Below are 15,555 nucleotides of genomic sequence, written 5' to 3'. Positions count from 1 at the left end.
CGGGGCCGGACCTCGAGCCGGACCATGTCCGTGACCGGGCGCGGTCCTTCGACGGCGCCGCCGCGCTGTACGGGGCCAACCGGCCCGGGTACCCGCCGGAGTTGTTCGACGCCGTCGAGGAGTTGACCGGGCGGTCGCTGGAGGGGGCGCGGGTCGCGGACGTGGGGGCCGGGACCGGGATCGCCAGTGCGGTGCTGCGGGCGCAGGGGGCCCGGGTCGTCGCCGTCGAGCCGGGGGACGGCATGGCGGCCGAGCTGCGGCGGGGGCATCCGGGGATACCGCTGGTGCGGGGGGACGGGGACCGGCTGCCGCTGGCCGACGGGGCCTTCGACCTGATCACCTACGCGCAGGCGTGGCACTGGACCGATCCGGTCCGCTCGGTGCCCGAGGTGCGGAGGGTGTTGCGGGAGGGCGGGGCGCTGGCCCTGTGGTGGAACGACCTGGACCTGTCCGTGCCGTGGATCGCCGAGCAGGACGGGCGGGTGGCGGCCTTCCTGTCGGCGCGGCCGGGGGTTCCGGCGCGGGGGTTGCCCGAGGGGCTCGGCTTCGTGACGCGCGAGGTGCGGTGGGGGCGGCGGATCCCGGTCGACGTGCATCTGGCGAACCTGGCCAGTCACTCGGCCTTCCTGGTCCTGGGGGCGGGGCCCACCGCGGACTTCTGTGCGGCCGAGCGGGCCCGGCTGCTGTCCCTCTTCCCCGACGGCCAGATCGACGAACCGTACGTCGTCACCCTGTCCGTCGCCCGCCCGTGACCCCGGGCCGCTCGTAGCCCGTCCGGGGGGTCGGCCCTCGGGCTCCGCCCGGACCCGCGCCTCAAACGCCGGCGAGGCTGAATCGGTCGGCTCCGGCTGTCCGGCGAGGCTGGGTCGGTCATACCCAGCCCGTCCGGCGTTTGAGGACGCGCCTTGGCCGGAGCCCGGGGGGTCGGCCCTCGGGTTCCGGGTGCGACCCGTCGTCCCGGGCTCCGCCCGGACCCGCGCCTCAAACGCCGGCGAGGCTGGATCGGCCGGCTCCGACTGTCCGGCGAGGCTGGATCGGTCGGCTCCGGCTGTCCGGTGAGGCTGGATCGGTCATACCCAGCCCGTCCGGCGTTTGAGGACGTTCCCCGGGCGGAGCCTGGGGTTCCGGGTCAGACCCAGCCCGTCCGGCGTTTGAGGACGATCAGCCGGGCAGGATCTCCGCTCGGCAGGTCGACGGGGTGCCCCAGGCGTCGCGGAGGGGGCGGGCCTTGCGGAGCCAGAGGGAGAGGTCGAGTTCGTCCGTGTAGCCCACCGCACCGTGGACCTGGAGCGCGGTCATGGCCGCCCGGTGGGCCGCCTCCCCGGCGCGGACCTTGGCCGCCGCGATCTCCCGCGGGTCCAGGCCGAGCGCCGCCGCCCACACCAGCGGCCGCGCGAACTCCAGCCCGATCAGCGTGTCCGCCAGCCGGTGCTTGACCGCCTGGAAGGACCCGATGGCCACCCCGAACTGCGTGCGCTGCTTCGCGTACTCCACGGTCCGCGCCAGCAGCGCCTCGCCCACCCCCAGGCACTGCGCCGCCGTCAGCAGCCGCGCCCAGCGCAGCGCGGTCGCGGCCGCCGCCGTCACGTGGGGCCCGGCGGCCAGGAGCTCGCCGCCGGGGGAGGGCCGCGAGAGGCGCCGGGCCGGGTCCAGGGAGGCCAGCTCCGCCCCCGGCCCGGCGGCGAGGCGCAGCTCCCCCGCCGGGGAGACGGCGAAGACGTGGTCGGCCGCCGCGGCGTCCACGGCGTACGGACCCCCGCCCGGCAGGACGAGCGTCGCCACCGCCCCGCCCGAGACCAGGCCCGGTACGAACCGCTTCGCCAACGCCGCGTCCCCCAGATCCGACAGCAGCGCCACCGTGGCGGCCGTCTCCACCAGCGGCCCCGGCATCGCCGCGCGCCCCAGCTCCACGAAGCCCAGGGCCAGCTCGACGGGGAGCGGGCCCAGCCCCTCGTACTCCTGCGGCGCCGCCAGCGCGAGCAGCCCGGTGTCCGCGAGCCGGGACCACAGGGCCCGCCCCGGCCCGTACGTCCCGGCGGACCAGGACCGTACGACGACCGGCACGTCCGCGGCGCCCAGCAGCGCGCGCAGGGTGCGGGCGAAGTCCGACTGCTCGTCGGTCGGCAGGAAGCGCATCAGCGGCGGCCCTTCGGGAGGCCGAGCAACCGCTCGGCGATGATGTCGCGCTGGATCTCGTTGGTGCCGGCGTAGATCGGCCCGGCCAGCGAGAAGAGCCACGGCTCCGCCCACGGCCCGTCCGCCAGCTCCGCGTCCGGGCCCAGCAGGTCCAGCGCGCTCTCGTGCAGGGCGATGTCGTACTCGCTCCAGAACACCTTGTTCAGGCTCGACTCCGCGCCGATCGTCTCGCCCGCCGCGAACCGCGAGGCGTTGGCCCAGGTGAACAGCTCGTAGGCGCGCGCCCCGATCACCGCGTCCGCGACCCGGTCCCGCAGCGCGCTGTCCGTACCGCCGTCGGCATCCACCCGCTCCCGCCACAGCGCGGTCAGCCGGTCCGCCGCCGCCAGGAACCGGCCGGGGGAGCGCAGGGTCAGCCCGCGCTCGTTGCCCGTGGTGGACATCGCGATCCGCCACCCCTGGCCCGGCTCGCCGATCACGTCCTCGTCCGGCACGAACACCCCGTCCAGGAACAGCTCCGCGAAGGCGGGCTTCCCGTCCAGGCGCCCGATGGGCCGCACGCTCACCCCCGGCGCCCGCAGGTCGAACATCAGGTAGGTGAGCCCCTGGTGGGGCTTGGGGGTGTGCTGCTCCGTGCGGAAGATGCCGAAGGCGCGGTCCGCGAAGGCCGCCCGTGAGGACCAGGTCTTCTGCCCCGAGAGCAGCCAGCCGCCCTCGGTGCGCTCCGCGCGCGAGGTCAGGGAGGCGAGGTCGGAGCCGGACTCCGGCTCCGACCAGGCCTGCGCCCAGATCACCTCGCCGCTCGCCATCGACGGCAGGACGCGGGCCCGCTGGGCAGCGGTCGCGTGGTCGAAGAGGGTGGGGGCGAGGAGGTTGATGCCGTTCTGCGAGACCCGGCCCGGCGCACCGGCGGCGAAGTACTCCTCCTCGAAGACCAGCCACTTCACGATGTCCGCGCCCCGGCCGCCGTACTCCTCGGGCCAGGACACCACCGACCAGCGGTCCGCCGCGAGGCGGCCCTCCCACTCCCGGTGCGCGGCGAAGCCCTCGGCCGTCTCCAGCGAGGGCAGCGGCCGCGCGGGCACGTGCGCGCGCAGCCAGTCCCGGGCCTCGCCCCGGAACGCGGTCACTTCCGCCGTGTGGGTCAGGTCCATCAGCCGGTCGCCTCCTTCATCGCCGCGATGTTCATTCCGCCGAGCGAGTCGGCCGCCGTCTCCGCGTTGTGCGCGTGCGCCAGGTGGTGCAGGCCGAAGACGGAGTCCATGCCGCTGTGCAGGCCCTGGAGGTCCTCGGCCTGGTTGACGGCCCGCTTGGTCAGGGCCAGGCCGAAGGCGGGCATCTCGGCGATCCGCCGGGCCAGGCGGTCGGTCTCGGCCGCCAGCTCCGCCCGGGCCACCACCCGGTTGACCATGCCGACCTCGTACGCCCGCCCCGCGGGCATCCGGTCGCCGGTGTAGAGGAACTCCTTGGCGATCCGCGGGGGCATCGCCCACGGGTGCGCGAAGTACTCGACCCCGGGGATCCCCATGCGCACGACCGGGTCCGCGAAGAAGGCGTCCTCGCTCGCCACGATCAGGTCGCACACCCAGGCCAGCATCAGCCCGCCCGCCACGCACGCGCCCTGTACGGAGGCGATCACCGGCTTCGGCAGTTCCCGCCAGCGGCGGCACATGCCCAGGTAGACCTCGGACTCGCGGGCGAAGCGCGACTCGGCGCCGGCGCGGCCGGTGTGGTCCCACCACAGGCCGGCCCGCCGCTCGAAGGGGAGGTGGGCGTCGCGCCCGGGGGTGCCGATGTCGTGGCCCGCCGAGAAGTGCTCGCCCGCGCCGGCGAGGACGACGGCCTTGACCTCCGGGTCGTCGGCGGCTCGGTAGAAGGCGGCGTCCAGGGCGTAGGTCATCGCGCTGTTCTGCGCGTTGCGGTAGCGGGGGCGGTTCATCGTCACGTGGGCGACCGGGCCGCGGCGCTCGTAGAGCACCGGCGACGCGGCGCCTTCGGGATCGGCGCTGTCGCCGAGGGGCTGGGCGGGCATGCGACTTCCATCCTTCACGAGCGAGCTTCCCTAACAAGTGTTTGGTAGGTTAACGTACGGCCATGAGCAGCGTCGAGGAGTTCCGCACCGAGGTTCGGGAGTGGCTACGGATCCACCTCACCGGCGGGTTCGCGGCGCTCAAGGGGCGCGGCGGGCCCGGCCGGGAGCACGAGGTCTTCGCCGAACGCCTCGCCTGGGAACGGCACATGGCCGCCCACGGCTGGACCTGCGTCGGCTGGCCCGTCGAGCACGGCGGCCGCGGCGCGAGCACCGAGCAGCAGATCGCCTTCCACGAGGAGTACGCGCTCGCCGACGCCCCCGCCCGGGTCGGCCACATCGGCGAACAGCTCCTCGGCCCCACCCTCATCGCCCACGGCACCGAGGAACAGCGGCGGCGGTTCCTGCCCCCGATCCGGGCCGCCCGGGAGCTGTGGTGCCAGGGCTACAGCGAGCCGGGCGCCGGCTCCGACCTCGCGGCCGTCCGCACCCGCGCCACCCTCCGGGGCGGCGCATGGAGCATCGACGGCCAGAAGACCTGGACCTCACTGGCGCGCGATGCCCAGTGGTGCTTCGTCCTCGCCCGCACCACCCCCGGCTCCCGCCGCCACGCGGGCCTGTCCTACCTACTGGTCCCGCTGGACCAGCCCGGCGTGGAGGTCCGCCCGATCGTCCAGCTCACCGGCACCAGCGAGTTCAACGAGGTCTTCTTCGACGGCGCCCGCGCCGACGCCGCCCACGTCGTCGGCGTGCCGGGCGAGGGCTGGGCCGTCGCCATGGCCACCCTCGGCTTCGAACGCGGGGTCTCCACCCTCGGCCAACAGGTCGGCTTCCGCCGCGAGTTCGACGCCCTCGTCGAGGCGGCCCGCGAGTGCGGCGCGCTGGCCGACCCGCTGCTGCGCGACCGCCTGGTCCGGGCCCGGATCGGCCTGGACGCCCTGCACGCCGCCGCCCTGCGCCCCGACACCGCGCCCCCGCTGGCCAAGCTCTCCTGGGCGCGCTGGCACCGGGACCTGGGCGAACTCGCCATGGACGTGCGCGGAGCCGCCTCCCTCCTCGCCGCCGGGGACGCGGGGGACCCGTACGACCTCGACGACTGGCAGCGGCTCTTCCTCTTCTCCCGCGCCGACACGATCTACGCCGGCTCCGACGAGATCCAGCGCACCCTCATCGCCGAGCGGATCCTCGGCCTTCCCAAGGAGGTTCGGGCATGAACGCCACCGCTCCCCGGTACGTCGCCGGGCACGGCCTGCTCAAGGACCGTGCGGCCGTGATCACCGCGGCGGCCGGCGCCGGGATCGGCGGCGCCACCGCCCGCCGCTTCCTGGAGGAGGGGGCCCGCGTGGTCATCAGCGACGCGCACGCCCGCCGCCTCAAGGAGACCGAGCAGGCGCTGGCCGCCGACTTCGGGGCCGACCGGATCACCTCCCTGCCCTGCGACGTCACCGACGAGGAACAGGTCCGGGCCCTGTTCGCGCTCGCCGAGGCCACCCACGGCGGCCTGGACGTCGTCGTCAACAACGCCGGCCTGGGCGGCACCGCGGCCCTCGTCGACATGACCGACGAGCAGTGGACCAAGGTCCTCGACGTCACCTTGAACGGCACCTTCCGCTGCACCCGCGCCGCCCTGCGCTCACTGCGGGCCGCCGGCACCGGCGGGGTCGTCGTCAACAACGCCTCCGTCATCGGCTGGCGGGCCCAGGCCGGCCAGGCCCACTACGCCGCCGCCAAGGCCGGGGTGATGGCGCTGACCCGCTGCGCGGCCCTGGAAGCCGCCGAGTTCGGCGTACGGGTCAACGCGGTCGCCCCCAGCCTGGCCATGCACCCGCACCTGGTGAAGGTCACCAGCGAGGAGCTCCTGGACGAACTGACGGCCCGGGAGGCCTACGGGCGCTACGCCGAGCCGTGGGAGGTCGCCAACGTCATCGTGTTCCTGGCCAGCGGCTACTCGTCGTACATGACGGGCGAGACCGTATCGGTCAGCAGCCAGCACGCGTAGGGCGGCTCAGGACGGCGTAGGACCACGAGGACCACTGGGACCACAATGGGCGCGTGCCAACGAACCAGAAGAAGCAGCAGGTGACGGCCTCGCCGGAGCGTCGACGGGAGCTCCTCGACACCGCCGCGGAGGTCTTCGCCGCCCAGGGCTACAACGCCACCACCGTCCGCAAGATCGCCGATGCCGCCGGGATGCTCGCCGGCAGCCTCTACTACCACTTCGATTCCAAGGAATCGATGCTCGACGAGATCCTCTCGACCTTCCTGAACGAGCTGTGGCAGGGCTACGACACCGTGCTCGACGCCGGGCTCGGCCCCAGGGAGACCATCGAGGCCCTCGTCACCGAGTCCTTCCGGGAGATCGACCGGCACCGCGCCGCCGTCGCGATCTACCAGAAGGAGTCCCGGCACCTGTCCGCGCAGCCCCGCTTCCACTACCTCTCGGACTCGCAGGTCAAGTTCGAGAAGGCGTGGCTGGGGACGCTGGAGCGGGGGGTCGCCGCCGAGGTCTTCCGGGCCGACCTGGACATCCGCCTCACCTACCGCTTCGTGCGCGACACGGTGTGGGTGGCGGCGTCCTGGTACCGGCCGGGCGGCCAGCACAGCCCCGAGGAGATCGCCCGCCAGTACCTCTCGATGGTGCTGGACGGGATCGCGCTCCGTACCTGAACCCTCACCTAGGAGTCCCGATGCCCGAGGCCTACATAGTCGACGCGGTACGCACCCCCGTGGGCCGGCGCGGGGGAGGGCTGTCCGGGGTCCACCCGGCCGACCTCGGCGCCCACGTCCTGCGCGCCCTCGTGGAGCGCTCCGGGGTGGACCCGGCCGCCGTCGAGGACGTGGTCTTCGGCTGCCTCGACACCGTGGGCCCGCAGGCCGGCGACATCGCCCGGACCGCCTGGCTGGCCGCCGGGCTCCCCGAGGAGGTCCCCGGCGTCACGATCGACCGCCAGTGCGGCTCCTCGCAGCAGGCCGTCCACTTCGCCGCGCAGGGCGTCCTGTCCGGCACCCAGGACCTGGTGGTCGCGGGCGGCACCCAGAACATGTCGATGATCCCGATCGCCTTCGCCTCCCGGCAGGCCGCCGAACCGCTCGGCCTCACCGAAGGCCCCTACGCCGGCTCGGCGGGCTGGCGCGCCCGCTACGGCGACGCCCCCGTCAACCAGTTCCACGGGGCCCAGCTCATCGCCGCGAAGTGGGGCGTCTCCCGCCTCGACATGGAGGAGTTCGCGCTGCGCTCGCACCAGCGGGCCCTGCGCGCCATCGACGAGGGCCGCTTCGACCGCGAGATCGTCGCCTACGGGGACGTCCGCACGGACGAGGGCCCGCGCCGGGACACCACCCTGGAGAAGATGGCGGGGCTGAGGCCCGTCGTGGAGGGCGGCACCATCACCGCGGCCGTCTCCTCCCAGGTCTCCGACGGCGCGGCCGCGATGCTCATCGCCTCCGAGCGGGCCGTCGCCGAACACGGCCTGACCCCGCGGGCCCGCATCCACCACCTCTCGGTCCGCGGCGAGGATCCCATCCGCATGCTGTCCGCACCCATTCCCGCGACGGCGTACGCATTGAAGAAGACCGGGATGTCCCTGGACGACATCGACCTGGTGGAGATCAACGAGGCCTTCGCGCCGGTCGTCCTCGCCTGGCTGAAGGAAACGGGAGCCGATCCCGAACGGGTGAATGTGAACGGCGGAGCGATCGCGCTGGGGCACCCGCTGGGGGCCACCGGGGTCAAGCTGATGACGACCCTGCTGCACGAGCTGGAGCGCACGGGGGGCCGCTACGGGCTCCAGACGATGTGCGAAGGCGGAGGTCAGGCCAATGTGACCATCATCGAGCGGCTCTGACCGACGGCGCTCCCCGGAGGTCCGCCGGGGAGCGCCGCGGGCGCCGCGGGCGACGTGCGTCACACACTCGGATCAGGGCTTCACGGTCTTCCTGTGGTACGTTGGAGACGTTGCAGTTGTGGTACCCATGAACTTTATGTGCGCCTGACGGGATTGCTCCTCAGGCGCTTATTTTGTTTCCGGCATCTTCCGGATGGGGCCCTTGCCACCTATTCAGGAGATTTAAAAATGGCACTTGGCACCGTGAAGTGGTTCAACTCGGAAAAGGGCTTCGGCTTCATCGAGCAGGACGGCGGCGGCCCGGACGTCTTCGCGCACTACTCGAACATCGCCACCCAGGGCTTCCGTGAGCTCCAGGAGGGCCAGCGCGTGTCCTTCGAGGTCACCCAGGGTCAGAAGGGCCCGCAGGCCGAGAACATCCTGCCTGCCTGACGCTCTTCGCACGGCCGGGGTCCGCACCGTGAGGTGCGGGCCCCGGCTTGTGTGTTGTTCCGTCCAAAAGTTTTCTGCCGGTTCCAGGAGGGCTTTCCCGCATGACCAGCTCCAGCTCCGCACGTCCCAGCCGCCGTCCCGTCAGGGGTCGGGGTGCTGCCCAGGGACGTCCGAAGGCTGGCGGCGGCCGGCCCAAGGGCGGTTCCGCCCAGCCTGCCCGGCCGCAGGAATTCACCATGCCGGACCCGATCACTCCGGCCCTCCCGCCGGTGGCCGCCTTCGCGGACCTCGACATGCCCGCCGCGCTGCTGAAGACCCTCGCAGCCCAGGGTGTCACCGAGCCGTTCCCGATCCAGGCCTCCACCCTCCCGAACTCCCTCGCGGGCCGCGACCTCCTCGGCCGCGGGCGCACCGGATCCGGTAAGACCCTCGCCTTCGGCCTGGCCCTGCTGGCCCGTACGGCCGGCCGCCGCGCCCAGCCGAAGGCGCCGCTCGCGCTGGTCCTCGTACCGACCCGTGAGCTGGCACAGCAGGTGACGGACGCGCTGACGCCGTACGCCACCGCCGTGAACCTGCGCATCACCACCGTCGTCGGCGGCATGTCGATCAACCGGCAGTCCGGCGCCCTGCGCCGCGGCGCCGAGGTGCTCGTCGCCACCCCCGGCCGCCTGAAGGACCTCATCGAGCGCGGCGACGCGACCCTCGACCAGGTCTCCATCACGGTCCTCGACGAGGCCGACCAGATGACCGACATGGGCTTCATGCCGCAGGTCACCGCGCTGCTCAAGCAGGTCGAGCCCGGCGGTCAGCGGATGCTGTTCTCCGCGACCCTGGACAAGAACGTCGACAAGCTCGTCAAGATGTTCCTGGACGACCCGGTCTCGCACTCCGTCGACCCGTCGGCCGGCGCCGTCACCACGATGGAGCACCACGTCCTGTACGTCATGGACGAGACCGACAAGAAGGCCGTGGCCACGCGCATAGCTGCTCGTGACGGCCGGGTGATCATGTTCGTCGACACCAAGCGCGGGGTCGACCGCATGGTCAAGAAGCTCCTCGCGGACGGCGTCCGCGCCTCCGGCCTGCACGGCGGCCGCTCCCAGCCGCAGCGCAACCGCACCCTCGACTGGTTCAAGACGGGCGAGGTCACCGCGCTGGTCGCCACCAACGTCGCGGCCCGCGGCATCCACATCGACGACCTCGACCTGGTCGTCAACGTGGACCCGCCCACCGACCACAAGGACTACCTGCACCGCGGCGGCCGCACCGCCCGCGCCGGCGAGTCCGGCAGCGTGGTCACCCTGGTCCTGCCCGAGCAGAAGCGCGAGATGACCCGACTGATGTCGGACGCGGGCATCAACCCCCGCACCGCGCAGATCCGCTCCTCGGACGAGGAACTGGTCCGCCTCACCGGCGCCCGCGTGCCCTCCGGCATCCCCGTGGTGCTCGAAGTGCCGCAGCCCACCCCCGCCAAGCCGCGCACCGCCGCCAAGAGCGGCGGCCAGGGTGGCGGTCGTCGTCGCTCCGGCGCCCCGCAGGGCGGCGGCGCGGGCTCGGGTTCGGCCTCGGGCGAGCGTCCGCGCCGCGCCCGCGGCACGGCCTCGGTCTCCGCGACCTCCGGTTCCGGCGCGGGCGGCCAGGGCCGCCGCAGCGGCGGCTCCGGTGCCGGTGGCGGCGCGTCGACCCGTACCCGCAGCGGGGGCGGCGCCCAGGGCGCGAGCCAGGGCTTCGGCCAGGGCCGCCGCCGCGCGACCGGCGGCGGCGCCGGTTCGGGCCGTCCCAGCGCCTGATCGACCGCGTACGACAAGGACGCCGGGCAGCGCACGTACTGTGCGCTGCCCGGCGTTTTCGCGTGTGTACCGCGTGCGTGCTACGAGCGGACGAGCTTGACCTGGAGCTTCGCCAGGGTCCGCAGGTCCAGCCCGAGGCCGTCCGTCAGGTAGCCGTAGAAGCTGCCGTAGTCGGCCTCCAGCTGCGCCGTCGCCGTGTCCAGGTAGTCCTGGCGGACCTCCTGGAGCGGTATCAGCAGGTCCGGGTCCTGCATCCGGCCGGACTGCTTGAGCCCCGCCCGGACCTGGGCGTCGTACGCCGCCCGGAAGGTGTTCGAGGCCAGGTAGTCCTGCTCGGCCGTGGCCGTCGGCACGGCCAGCGCCCGCAGCAGGACGTAGCTGAGCCAGCCCGTCCGGTCCTTGCCCGACGTGCAGTGGTAGAGCAGCGGCCCCTGCTTGCCGTCCGCGATGTCCCGCAGCGTCGCCGCGAACTGGGCCCGGCTGTCCGGGTTCGTGACGAAGGTGCGGTAGACCTCGCGCATGTAGGCCTCGGCGCGGCCACCACCGAGCATCTGCTCCTGCTTGACCGGGTCGCCGGTGGCGATCGCGCCCACCAGGAACCCGTACAGGCCCCGGTCGCTGACCTGGCGCGAGGTGGAGGTCAGTCCCGCCGGGAGCCGGTCGGCCCCGTCGTACTGCACCTCCATCGGAATGCGGAAGTCGACGACCTTCGTGAGGCCGAGACCGGAGACCGTGGTGAGGTCCGCGTCGGTCAGTTTGCCCAGCGCGTCGCCGCGGTAGACGAGCCCCTGGCGGACCTGGCCGCCGAGGAGGGTGCGGTACCCGCCGATGTCACGGACGTTGACCGCGCCCTGGAGCGGGATCCGGCGGATCGTGTCCGCCTGCTGCTGGGGGTAATGGGGGTGCCGGGCCGTGGTGGGGGCGGTGGCCGGCGTCGGCGCGGCGTACGCGGCGGCCGGGAGGGTGCCGACGGCGAGTGCGGAGAGAAGCACTCCGGTCGCCGCCAGGCGGATTCGGGCACGGCTCATCGGTGCGACTCCTGAAGGGGAGAAGGGGGATCACCCTGCCGGAGGCAGGGCGCGGAGCACTGCGTGTGCCTCGGCCATGACGCGGCTGACGAGTTCCGCACAGGACGGAAGGTCCTCGATCACGCCCGCGACCTGGCCGGATGCCATGACGCCGAGGTCCGTACGGCCCTCGACCATGGACGCCTTGAGGAGCATGGGGGTGTTGGCGGCGAGCAGGACCTGGCTCCAGGACAGGTCCTTGCCGTGCTTCATCGCGAGCCCGTCACGGACCATCTGCGGCCAGCTCAGGCCCGAGATCCGGCGGAAGGACGCCGCGTGCCGGACCGCCTTGGCCAGCGCCCGGGTACGGCCCGCCCGCTCCAGCGCGACGACCAGCTCGCTGCGCAGCATCCGGTGCGGCAGCCCGTCCACGGCGGTCGTCACCGTGACGTCCTTGACCCCGGCCGCGAGGTAGCGGGCCTTGACCGGGTCCGGGACGGTCGAATCGGAGGTCAGCAGGAAGCGGGTGCCCATCGCGATGCCCGCCGCCCCGAAGGCGAGGGCCGCGACCAGGCCGCGCCCGTCGTGGAAGCCGCCCGCCGCGATCACCGGGATGTCCACCGCGTCCACCACCTGCGGCAGCAGCACGGTCGTCGCCACGTCCCCGGTGTGCCCGCCGCCCTCCCCGCCCTGCACGATCACCGCGTCCGCGCCCCAGGCCGCGACCTTCTCCGCATGGCGCCGGGCCCCGATGGACGGGATCACCACCACGCCCGCGTCCTTGAGCCGCGCGATCAGCTCCTTGGAGGGCGCCAGCGCGAAGGACGCGACCCGGACCCCCTCGTCGATGATCAACTGGGCCCGCTCGGCCGCGTCCCCGGCGTCGGCCCGCAGGTTGACCCCGAAGGGCGCCCGCGTACGGGACTTGACCTCCCGCACCGCGCTGCGCAGTTGGTCGACGGTCATCGTCGCGGAGGCCAGGATGCCGAGCGCGCCCGCATCGGCGGTGGCGGACACCAGGCGCGGGCCCGCGACCCAGCCCATGCCCGTCTGGACGATCGGGTGCTCGATGCCGACGAGCTTGGTGAGGGCGGTCTCCATCACGCCGGCACCTCGCGCAGCCGGGTGGCGCGGGGGTCGAGCTCCTCGCGGATGAGGCGCAGTTCGGCGGCGCTGGGCTCGCGGGTGTACGTGGGCGGATCGGTGGCCCCGATGAGGTCGAAGCCGGTGGCGGCGCGGACCTCCTCGACGCTCACCCCCGGGTGCAGGGAGGCGATCCGCATCGACCGGTCCGGGGTCTCGAAGTCGAAGACCCCGAGGTTGGTCACCACGCGGGGGATGCGGTGGAAGCGGGTCGCGGAGGGGCCCGCCGCGGCGGCGCGGTCGTAGCCCACGCCCGAGACCATGTCCACCTGCTCCACGAACACCCGCGAGGAGTGCTTGGGGATCCAGTAACTGACCGGGTTGTTGAGTGTGTTGACGGGTGCGCCGCGCACGCCGAGCAGCTGGCGGGCGGGCTGCTCCCAGTCTCCGATGCAGGAGATGTTCTGGTTGCCGAAGCGGTCGATCTGGCTGGCGCCCATCATCACGTGCCGTTTGCCGCCGGTGACCATGGCCAGGTGCTGGCGGTAGGGCAGCCAGCCCTCGGTGGAGCCGTCCGGGCCGACCAGGAACGCCTCGCCGTTGGTCAGCAGCAGGTCGGGGGAGAAGGTGCGGCGGGCCAGGCGGGCGCCGATCGAGGGGATCAGGCCCATGGGGCTGGCGAGTACCTCGCCGTTGTCCCGCCAGGCCTCGGCGCAGGCGATGACGCAGTAGTCGGCGCGGGTGGGTGTCTGGGTGGCGGACGCCTCGGGGGTGGTCGCTGTCGTCACTTCGACTGCTCCTCGTGCCAGGCCTGGACGGCGGACTGGTAGGCCTTCTCGTTGCCGGACAGGAAGCGGGCGGTGAACTCCGCCCAGGCGGCCGGGTCGGCGGCCGCGGCGGCGTACGCCTTCTGGAAGGGCTCGTCGCGCTCGTAGTCGGGGGCGCAGGTGGTGAAGTGCGCGCCGTGCGGGGTCTCGACGACTCCGGTGACCGAGTGCCGCTTGAGGAGCAGGGTCTGCGGTGCCGCCCCACGGGTCAGCTCCGCCGTCTCGACGAGCCGCTCGCAGGAGACGTAAGCGCTGTCCGCAGCCTCGCAGAAGAGGTCGTCGAAGTAGGGGTCGGGGCCCAGGTACTGGCCGTTGCCGGTGCGGTCGGCGCGGTTCACGTGGACCAGGGCCGCGTCCATGCGCAGGGCGGGTACGGCGACGAACTCCTCGCCGTCGGCGTAGGGCGAGGTCACCGTGCGCAGTTCGGGATTGACCCGCATGACGTCGGAGCCGAGGCCCGCCCGGACGGGCAGGAAGGGCAGCCGGTTCGCGGCGGCGGTCAGCCCCCACATGAACATGGCCTCGTCGATCTCGGTGAGGGCGAAGGCGCCGCGCTCGCGGGCGGCCCGGAAATGGGGCTCCAGGGGGATGGAGTCCAAGGTGGTGAAGGCGGCCACCAGCTTGCGGATCTTCCCGGCGGCGGCCAGCAGGCCGACGTCGGGGCCGCCGTAGGAGATGACGGTGAGATCGGTGATCTCGGACCGGAGCAACGCCCTGACCAGGGCCATCGGCTTGCGCCGCGAGCCCCAGCCGCCGATGCCGATGGTCATTCCGCTGCGCAGCCGTGCGACCACCTCGTCGGGGGTCATGGTCTTGTCGGTCATGAGCGTTCCTCGCCTCCGAAGGTGTCGCGGACCCGGTCGGCGACCCCGCTGAGATTGGCCTCGAAGGTGAAGCCCTGCTCGAAGCGGTAGCTGCGCCGGACGTCCACGGGGTCGATGCCGTTGATGGCCGCCTTCGCCAGGCGGATGAGGTAGCCGTCCTTGAGCGCGATCTCGGCGGCGAGCTCCAGGGCCGCCGCGCGCAGCCCCTCGCGCGGGACCACCTTCCAGACCGAGCCGTGCGCGTGCAGCTCGGCGGCCGTGGCGGTGTGCGAGGTGTAGTACAGGGCGCGCATCAGGTGCTGGGGCACCAGCCGCGAGAGGTGGGTGGCCGCGCCGAGCGCGCCCCGGTCCAGCTCCGGCAGCCCGAAGGTGGCGTCGTCGCTGGCCACGATCGCGTCGGCGTTGCCGACGAGGCCGATGCCACCGCCCAGGCAGAAGCCGTGCACCGCGGCGACCACCGGGACCTCGCACTCGTATACGGCGGCGAAGGCCTCGTAGCAGCCGCGGTTGGCCCCGATGAGCGCGCCGTGCCCGCCTCGCTCGGTATCGCGCTGCATCTCCTTGATGTCGACGCCCGCGTTGAAACCGCGCCCCTCGGCGGCGAGCACCACGCAGCGGACCTCGGGGTCGCGGCCCGCGGCGCGCAGGGCGTCGGCGAGGTCGTACCAGCCCTGCACGGGAAGGGCGTTGACCGGTGGGAAGTCGACTGTGACGAGTGCGATGCCCTTGTCGGGGCTTGCGGTGGAGACACCCATGAGCGGATCAGCTACCTTTCCACCAAACGTTTGTTAGGGGAGGAAGGTAGCAGCCTATGGAGCTGGACGGGAGGGTCGTCGTCGTCACCGGCGGCACCCGGGGCGTCGGCGCCGGCATCGCCCGGTCGTTCCTCGCGGCGGGCGCGCGGGTCGTCGTATGCGCGCGGCGTCCGCCGGAGGAAGCGGTGCGGGTGGATGGCCGAGAGGCCCACTTCACCCCCGTCGACCTGCGGGACCCGGTGGCGGTGGGGGAGTTCTTCGGAGTCGTCGCCGAGCGGTACGGGCGGCTGGACTGCCTGGTCAACAATGCGGGCGGGACCCCGTACCGGCTGCTCGGCGAGGGGGAGAGTGAGGCTGAGCAGCACGCGCGGGTGATCGCCCTCAACCTGACCGCCCCGCTGACCGCCTCGCTCGCCGCGTACCCGTGGCTGCGGGAGGCGCGCGGCTCGGTGGTCATGATCGGCAGCGTCAGTGGCACCCGCCCCTCACCCGGCACCGCCGCCTACGGGGCCGCCAAGGCGGGGCTGGAGAACCTGGCCCGCTCGATGGCCGTCGAGTGGGCGCCCGACGTACGGGTCAACACCCTCGTGCTGGGCATGGTCCGCACCGAACTGTCCCACCTGCACTACGGGGACGAGGACGGGATCGCCGCCGTCGGCGCGACCGTCCCGCTCGGTCGGCTGGCCGAACCCGCCGACGTGGGCGCGGCGGCCGTCTTCCTCGCCTCCGACCGGGCCGCGTACGTGAGCGGCGCGAGCCTGCTGCTGCACGGCGGCGGCGAACGCCCCGCCTTCCTGGACGCCGCAACCGCCAACAAGGAGACGTGA

At 73.2% G+C, this 15,555-nt stretch carries 16 protein-coding genes; 8 read left to right on the top strand and 8 right to left on the bottom strand.

Annotation, left to right across the window (positions count from 1 at the left end):
* The first annotated feature begins 65 nt into the window (after positions 1-65).
* Positions 66-752: a class I SAM-dependent methyltransferase gene (locus ACIBEA_RS09720; protein WP_399259537.1), complete on the top strand. Its 687-nt coding sequence runs from the start codon at positions 66-68 to the stop codon at positions 750-752.
* Positions 753-1,161: 409 nt separating this feature from the next.
* Here the strand turns inward: ACIBEA_RS09720 and ACIBEA_RS09715 are convergent, their stop codons facing one another.
* From ACIBEA_RS09715 to ACIBEA_RS09705, 3 genes are read right to left on the bottom strand one after another with little or no spacing between them, the layout of a single operon-like run.
* Positions 1,162-2,136 carry an acyl-CoA dehydrogenase family protein gene (locus ACIBEA_RS09715; protein ID WP_399259307.1) on the bottom strand — a complete coding sequence of 325 codons (975 nt, stop codon included), beginning with the start codon at positions 2,134-2,136 and terminating at the stop codon, positions 1,162-1,164.
* Positions 2,136-3,290, bottom strand: coding sequence for an acyl-CoA dehydrogenase family protein (locus ACIBEA_RS09710; RefSeq protein ID WP_399259306.1), 1,155 nt, complete (start codon positions 3,288-3,290; stop codon positions 2,136-2,138). The genes ACIBEA_RS09715 and ACIBEA_RS09710 overlap by 1 nt, the downstream gene beginning before the upstream one ends.
* Positions 3,290-4,168: an enoyl-CoA hydratase gene (locus tag ACIBEA_RS09705; protein ID WP_399259305.1), complete on the bottom strand. Its 879-nt coding sequence runs from the start codon at positions 4,166-4,168 to the stop codon at positions 3,290-3,292. The genes ACIBEA_RS09710 and ACIBEA_RS09705 overlap by 1 nt, the downstream gene beginning before the upstream one ends.
* A 62-nt stretch (positions 4,169-4,230) precedes the next feature.
* Here ACIBEA_RS09705 and ACIBEA_RS09700 point away from each other — a divergent pair, with 62 nt between their 5' ends.
* The 6 genes from ACIBEA_RS09700 (at position 4,231) to ACIBEA_RS09675 (ending at position 10,232) form a co-directional block, all read left to right on the top strand.
* Positions 4,231-5,379, top strand: a complete 1,149-nt coding sequence (locus ACIBEA_RS09700; protein WP_399259304.1) for an acyl-CoA dehydrogenase family protein — start codon at positions 4,231-4,233, stop codon at positions 5,377-5,379.
* A complete protein-coding gene (locus ACIBEA_RS09695) occupies positions 5,376-6,164 on the top strand; it encodes an SDR family oxidoreductase (protein WP_399259303.1) in 789 nt (262 codons plus the stop codon). Before ACIBEA_RS09700 ends, ACIBEA_RS09695 begins: the two co-directional genes overlap by 4 nt.
* A 53-nt stretch (positions 6,165-6,217) precedes the next feature.
* The gene (locus ACIBEA_RS09690; protein ID WP_351038749.1) at positions 6,218-6,832 is read left to right on the top strand and encodes a TetR/AcrR family transcriptional regulator; all 615 of its coding nucleotides are present in this window, start codon (positions 6,218-6,220) and stop codon (positions 6,830-6,832) included.
* Positions 6,833-6,852: 20 nt separating this feature from the next.
* A complete protein-coding gene (locus tag ACIBEA_RS09685; protein WP_399259302.1) occupies positions 6,853-8,010 on the top strand; it encodes an acetyl-CoA C-acetyltransferase in 1,158 nt (385 codons plus the stop codon).
* Between the two features lie 228 nt (positions 8,011-8,238).
* Positions 8,239-8,442 (top strand): cold-shock protein, encoded by a 204-nt coding sequence (locus ACIBEA_RS09680; protein WP_330329894.1) that lies wholly within the window; start codon positions 8,239-8,241, stop codon positions 8,440-8,442.
* 101 nt (positions 8,443-8,543) lie between these two features.
* Positions 8,544-10,232 (top strand): DEAD/DEAH box helicase, encoded by a 1,689-nt coding sequence (locus ACIBEA_RS09675; RefSeq protein WP_399259301.1) that lies wholly within the window; start codon positions 8,544-8,546, stop codon positions 10,230-10,232.
* A gap of 80 nt (positions 10,233-10,312) precedes the next feature.
* Here the strand turns inward: ACIBEA_RS09675 and ACIBEA_RS09670 are convergent, their stop codons facing one another.
* From ACIBEA_RS09670 to ACIBEA_RS09650, 5 genes are read right to left on the bottom strand one after another with little or no spacing between them, the layout of a single operon-like run.
* Positions 10,313-11,260, bottom strand: a complete 948-nt coding sequence (locus tag ACIBEA_RS09670; RefSeq protein WP_399259300.1) for a tyrosine-protein phosphatase — start codon at positions 11,258-11,260, stop codon at positions 10,313-10,315.
* 30 nt (positions 11,261-11,290) lie between these two features.
* Positions 11,291-12,340, bottom strand: a complete 1,050-nt coding sequence (locus ACIBEA_RS09665) for an NAD(P)H-dependent flavin oxidoreductase (protein WP_399259536.1) — start codon at positions 12,338-12,340, stop codon at positions 11,291-11,293.
* A complete protein-coding gene (locus tag ACIBEA_RS09660) occupies positions 12,340-13,110 on the bottom strand; it encodes a CoA-transferase subunit beta (protein WP_399259299.1) in 771 nt (256 codons plus the stop codon). The genes ACIBEA_RS09665 and ACIBEA_RS09660 overlap by 1 nt, the downstream gene beginning before the upstream one ends.
* The gene (locus ACIBEA_RS09655; protein WP_399259298.1) at positions 13,107-13,973 is read right to left on the bottom strand and encodes a CoA transferase subunit A; all 867 of its coding nucleotides are present in this window, start codon (positions 13,971-13,973) and stop codon (positions 13,107-13,109) included. Before ACIBEA_RS09655 ends, ACIBEA_RS09660 begins: the two co-directional genes overlap by 4 nt.
* A complete protein-coding gene (locus ACIBEA_RS09650; protein WP_399259297.1) occupies positions 13,970-14,728 on the bottom strand; it encodes an enoyl-CoA hydratase family protein in 759 nt (252 codons plus the stop codon). Before ACIBEA_RS09650 ends, ACIBEA_RS09655 begins: the two co-directional genes overlap by 4 nt.
* Positions 14,729-14,784: 56 nt before the next feature.
* Between ACIBEA_RS09650 and ACIBEA_RS09645 the strand changes: the two genes are divergently transcribed.
* Positions 14,785-15,555 (top strand): SDR family oxidoreductase, encoded by a 771-nt coding sequence (locus tag ACIBEA_RS09645; RefSeq protein WP_399259296.1) that lies wholly within the window; start codon positions 14,785-14,787, stop codon positions 15,553-15,555.

It is taken from the genome of Streptomyces sp. NPDC051555, from assembly GCF_044454405.1.
Lineage (GTDB): Bacteria > Actinomycetota > Actinomycetes > Streptomycetales > Streptomycetaceae > Streptomyces.
The sequence above is the reverse complement of the archived record's forward strand: the minus strand, read 5'-3'. Positions and strand labels throughout refer to the sequence as shown.

Coding starts and splice junctions, on each gene's coding strand:
- ACIBEA_RS09650 (WP_399259297.1), bottom strand. CDS start 14,728: ATGGGTGTCTCCACCGCAAGCCCCGACAAGGGCATCGCACTCGTCACA.
- ACIBEA_RS09675 (WP_399259301.1), top strand. CDS start 8,544: ATGACCAGCTCCAGCTCCGCACGTCCCAGCCGCCGTCCCGTCAGGGGT.
- ACIBEA_RS09665 (WP_399259536.1), bottom strand. CDS start 12,340: ATGGAGACCGCCCTCACCAAGCTCGTCGGCATCGAGCACCCGATCGTC.
- ACIBEA_RS09670 (WP_399259300.1), bottom strand. CDS start 11,260: ATGAGCCGTGCCCGAATCCGCCTGGCGGCGACCGGAGTGCTTCTCTCC.
- ACIBEA_RS09655 (WP_399259298.1), bottom strand. CDS start 13,973: ATGACCGACAAGACCATGACCCCCGACGAGGTGGTCGCACGGCTGCGC.
- ACIBEA_RS09715 (WP_399259307.1), bottom strand. CDS start 2,136: ATGCGCTTCCTGCCGACCGACGAGCAGTCGGACTTCGCCCGCACCCTG.
- ACIBEA_RS09705 (WP_399259305.1), bottom strand. CDS start 4,168: ATGCCCGCCCAGCCCCTCGGCGACAGCGCCGATCCCGAAGGCGCCGCG.
- ACIBEA_RS09695 (WP_399259303.1), top strand. CDS start 5,376: ATGAACGCCACCGCTCCCCGGTACGTCGCCGGGCACGGCCTGCTCAAG.
- ACIBEA_RS09685 (WP_399259302.1), top strand. CDS start 6,853: ATGCCCGAGGCCTACATAGTCGACGCGGTACGCACCCCCGTGGGCCGG.
- ACIBEA_RS09645 (WP_399259296.1), top strand. CDS start 14,785: ATGGAGCTGGACGGGAGGGTCGTCGTCGTCACCGGCGGCACCCGGGGC.
- ACIBEA_RS09700 (WP_399259304.1), top strand. CDS start 4,231: ATGAGCAGCGTCGAGGAGTTCCGCACCGAGGTTCGGGAGTGGCTACGG.
- ACIBEA_RS09710 (WP_399259306.1), bottom strand. CDS start 3,290: ATGGACCTGACCCACACGGCGGAAGTGACCGCGTTCCGGGGCGAGGCC.
- ACIBEA_RS09680 (WP_330329894.1), top strand. CDS start 8,239: ATGGCACTTGGCACCGTGAAGTGGTTCAACTCGGAAAAGGGCTTCGGC.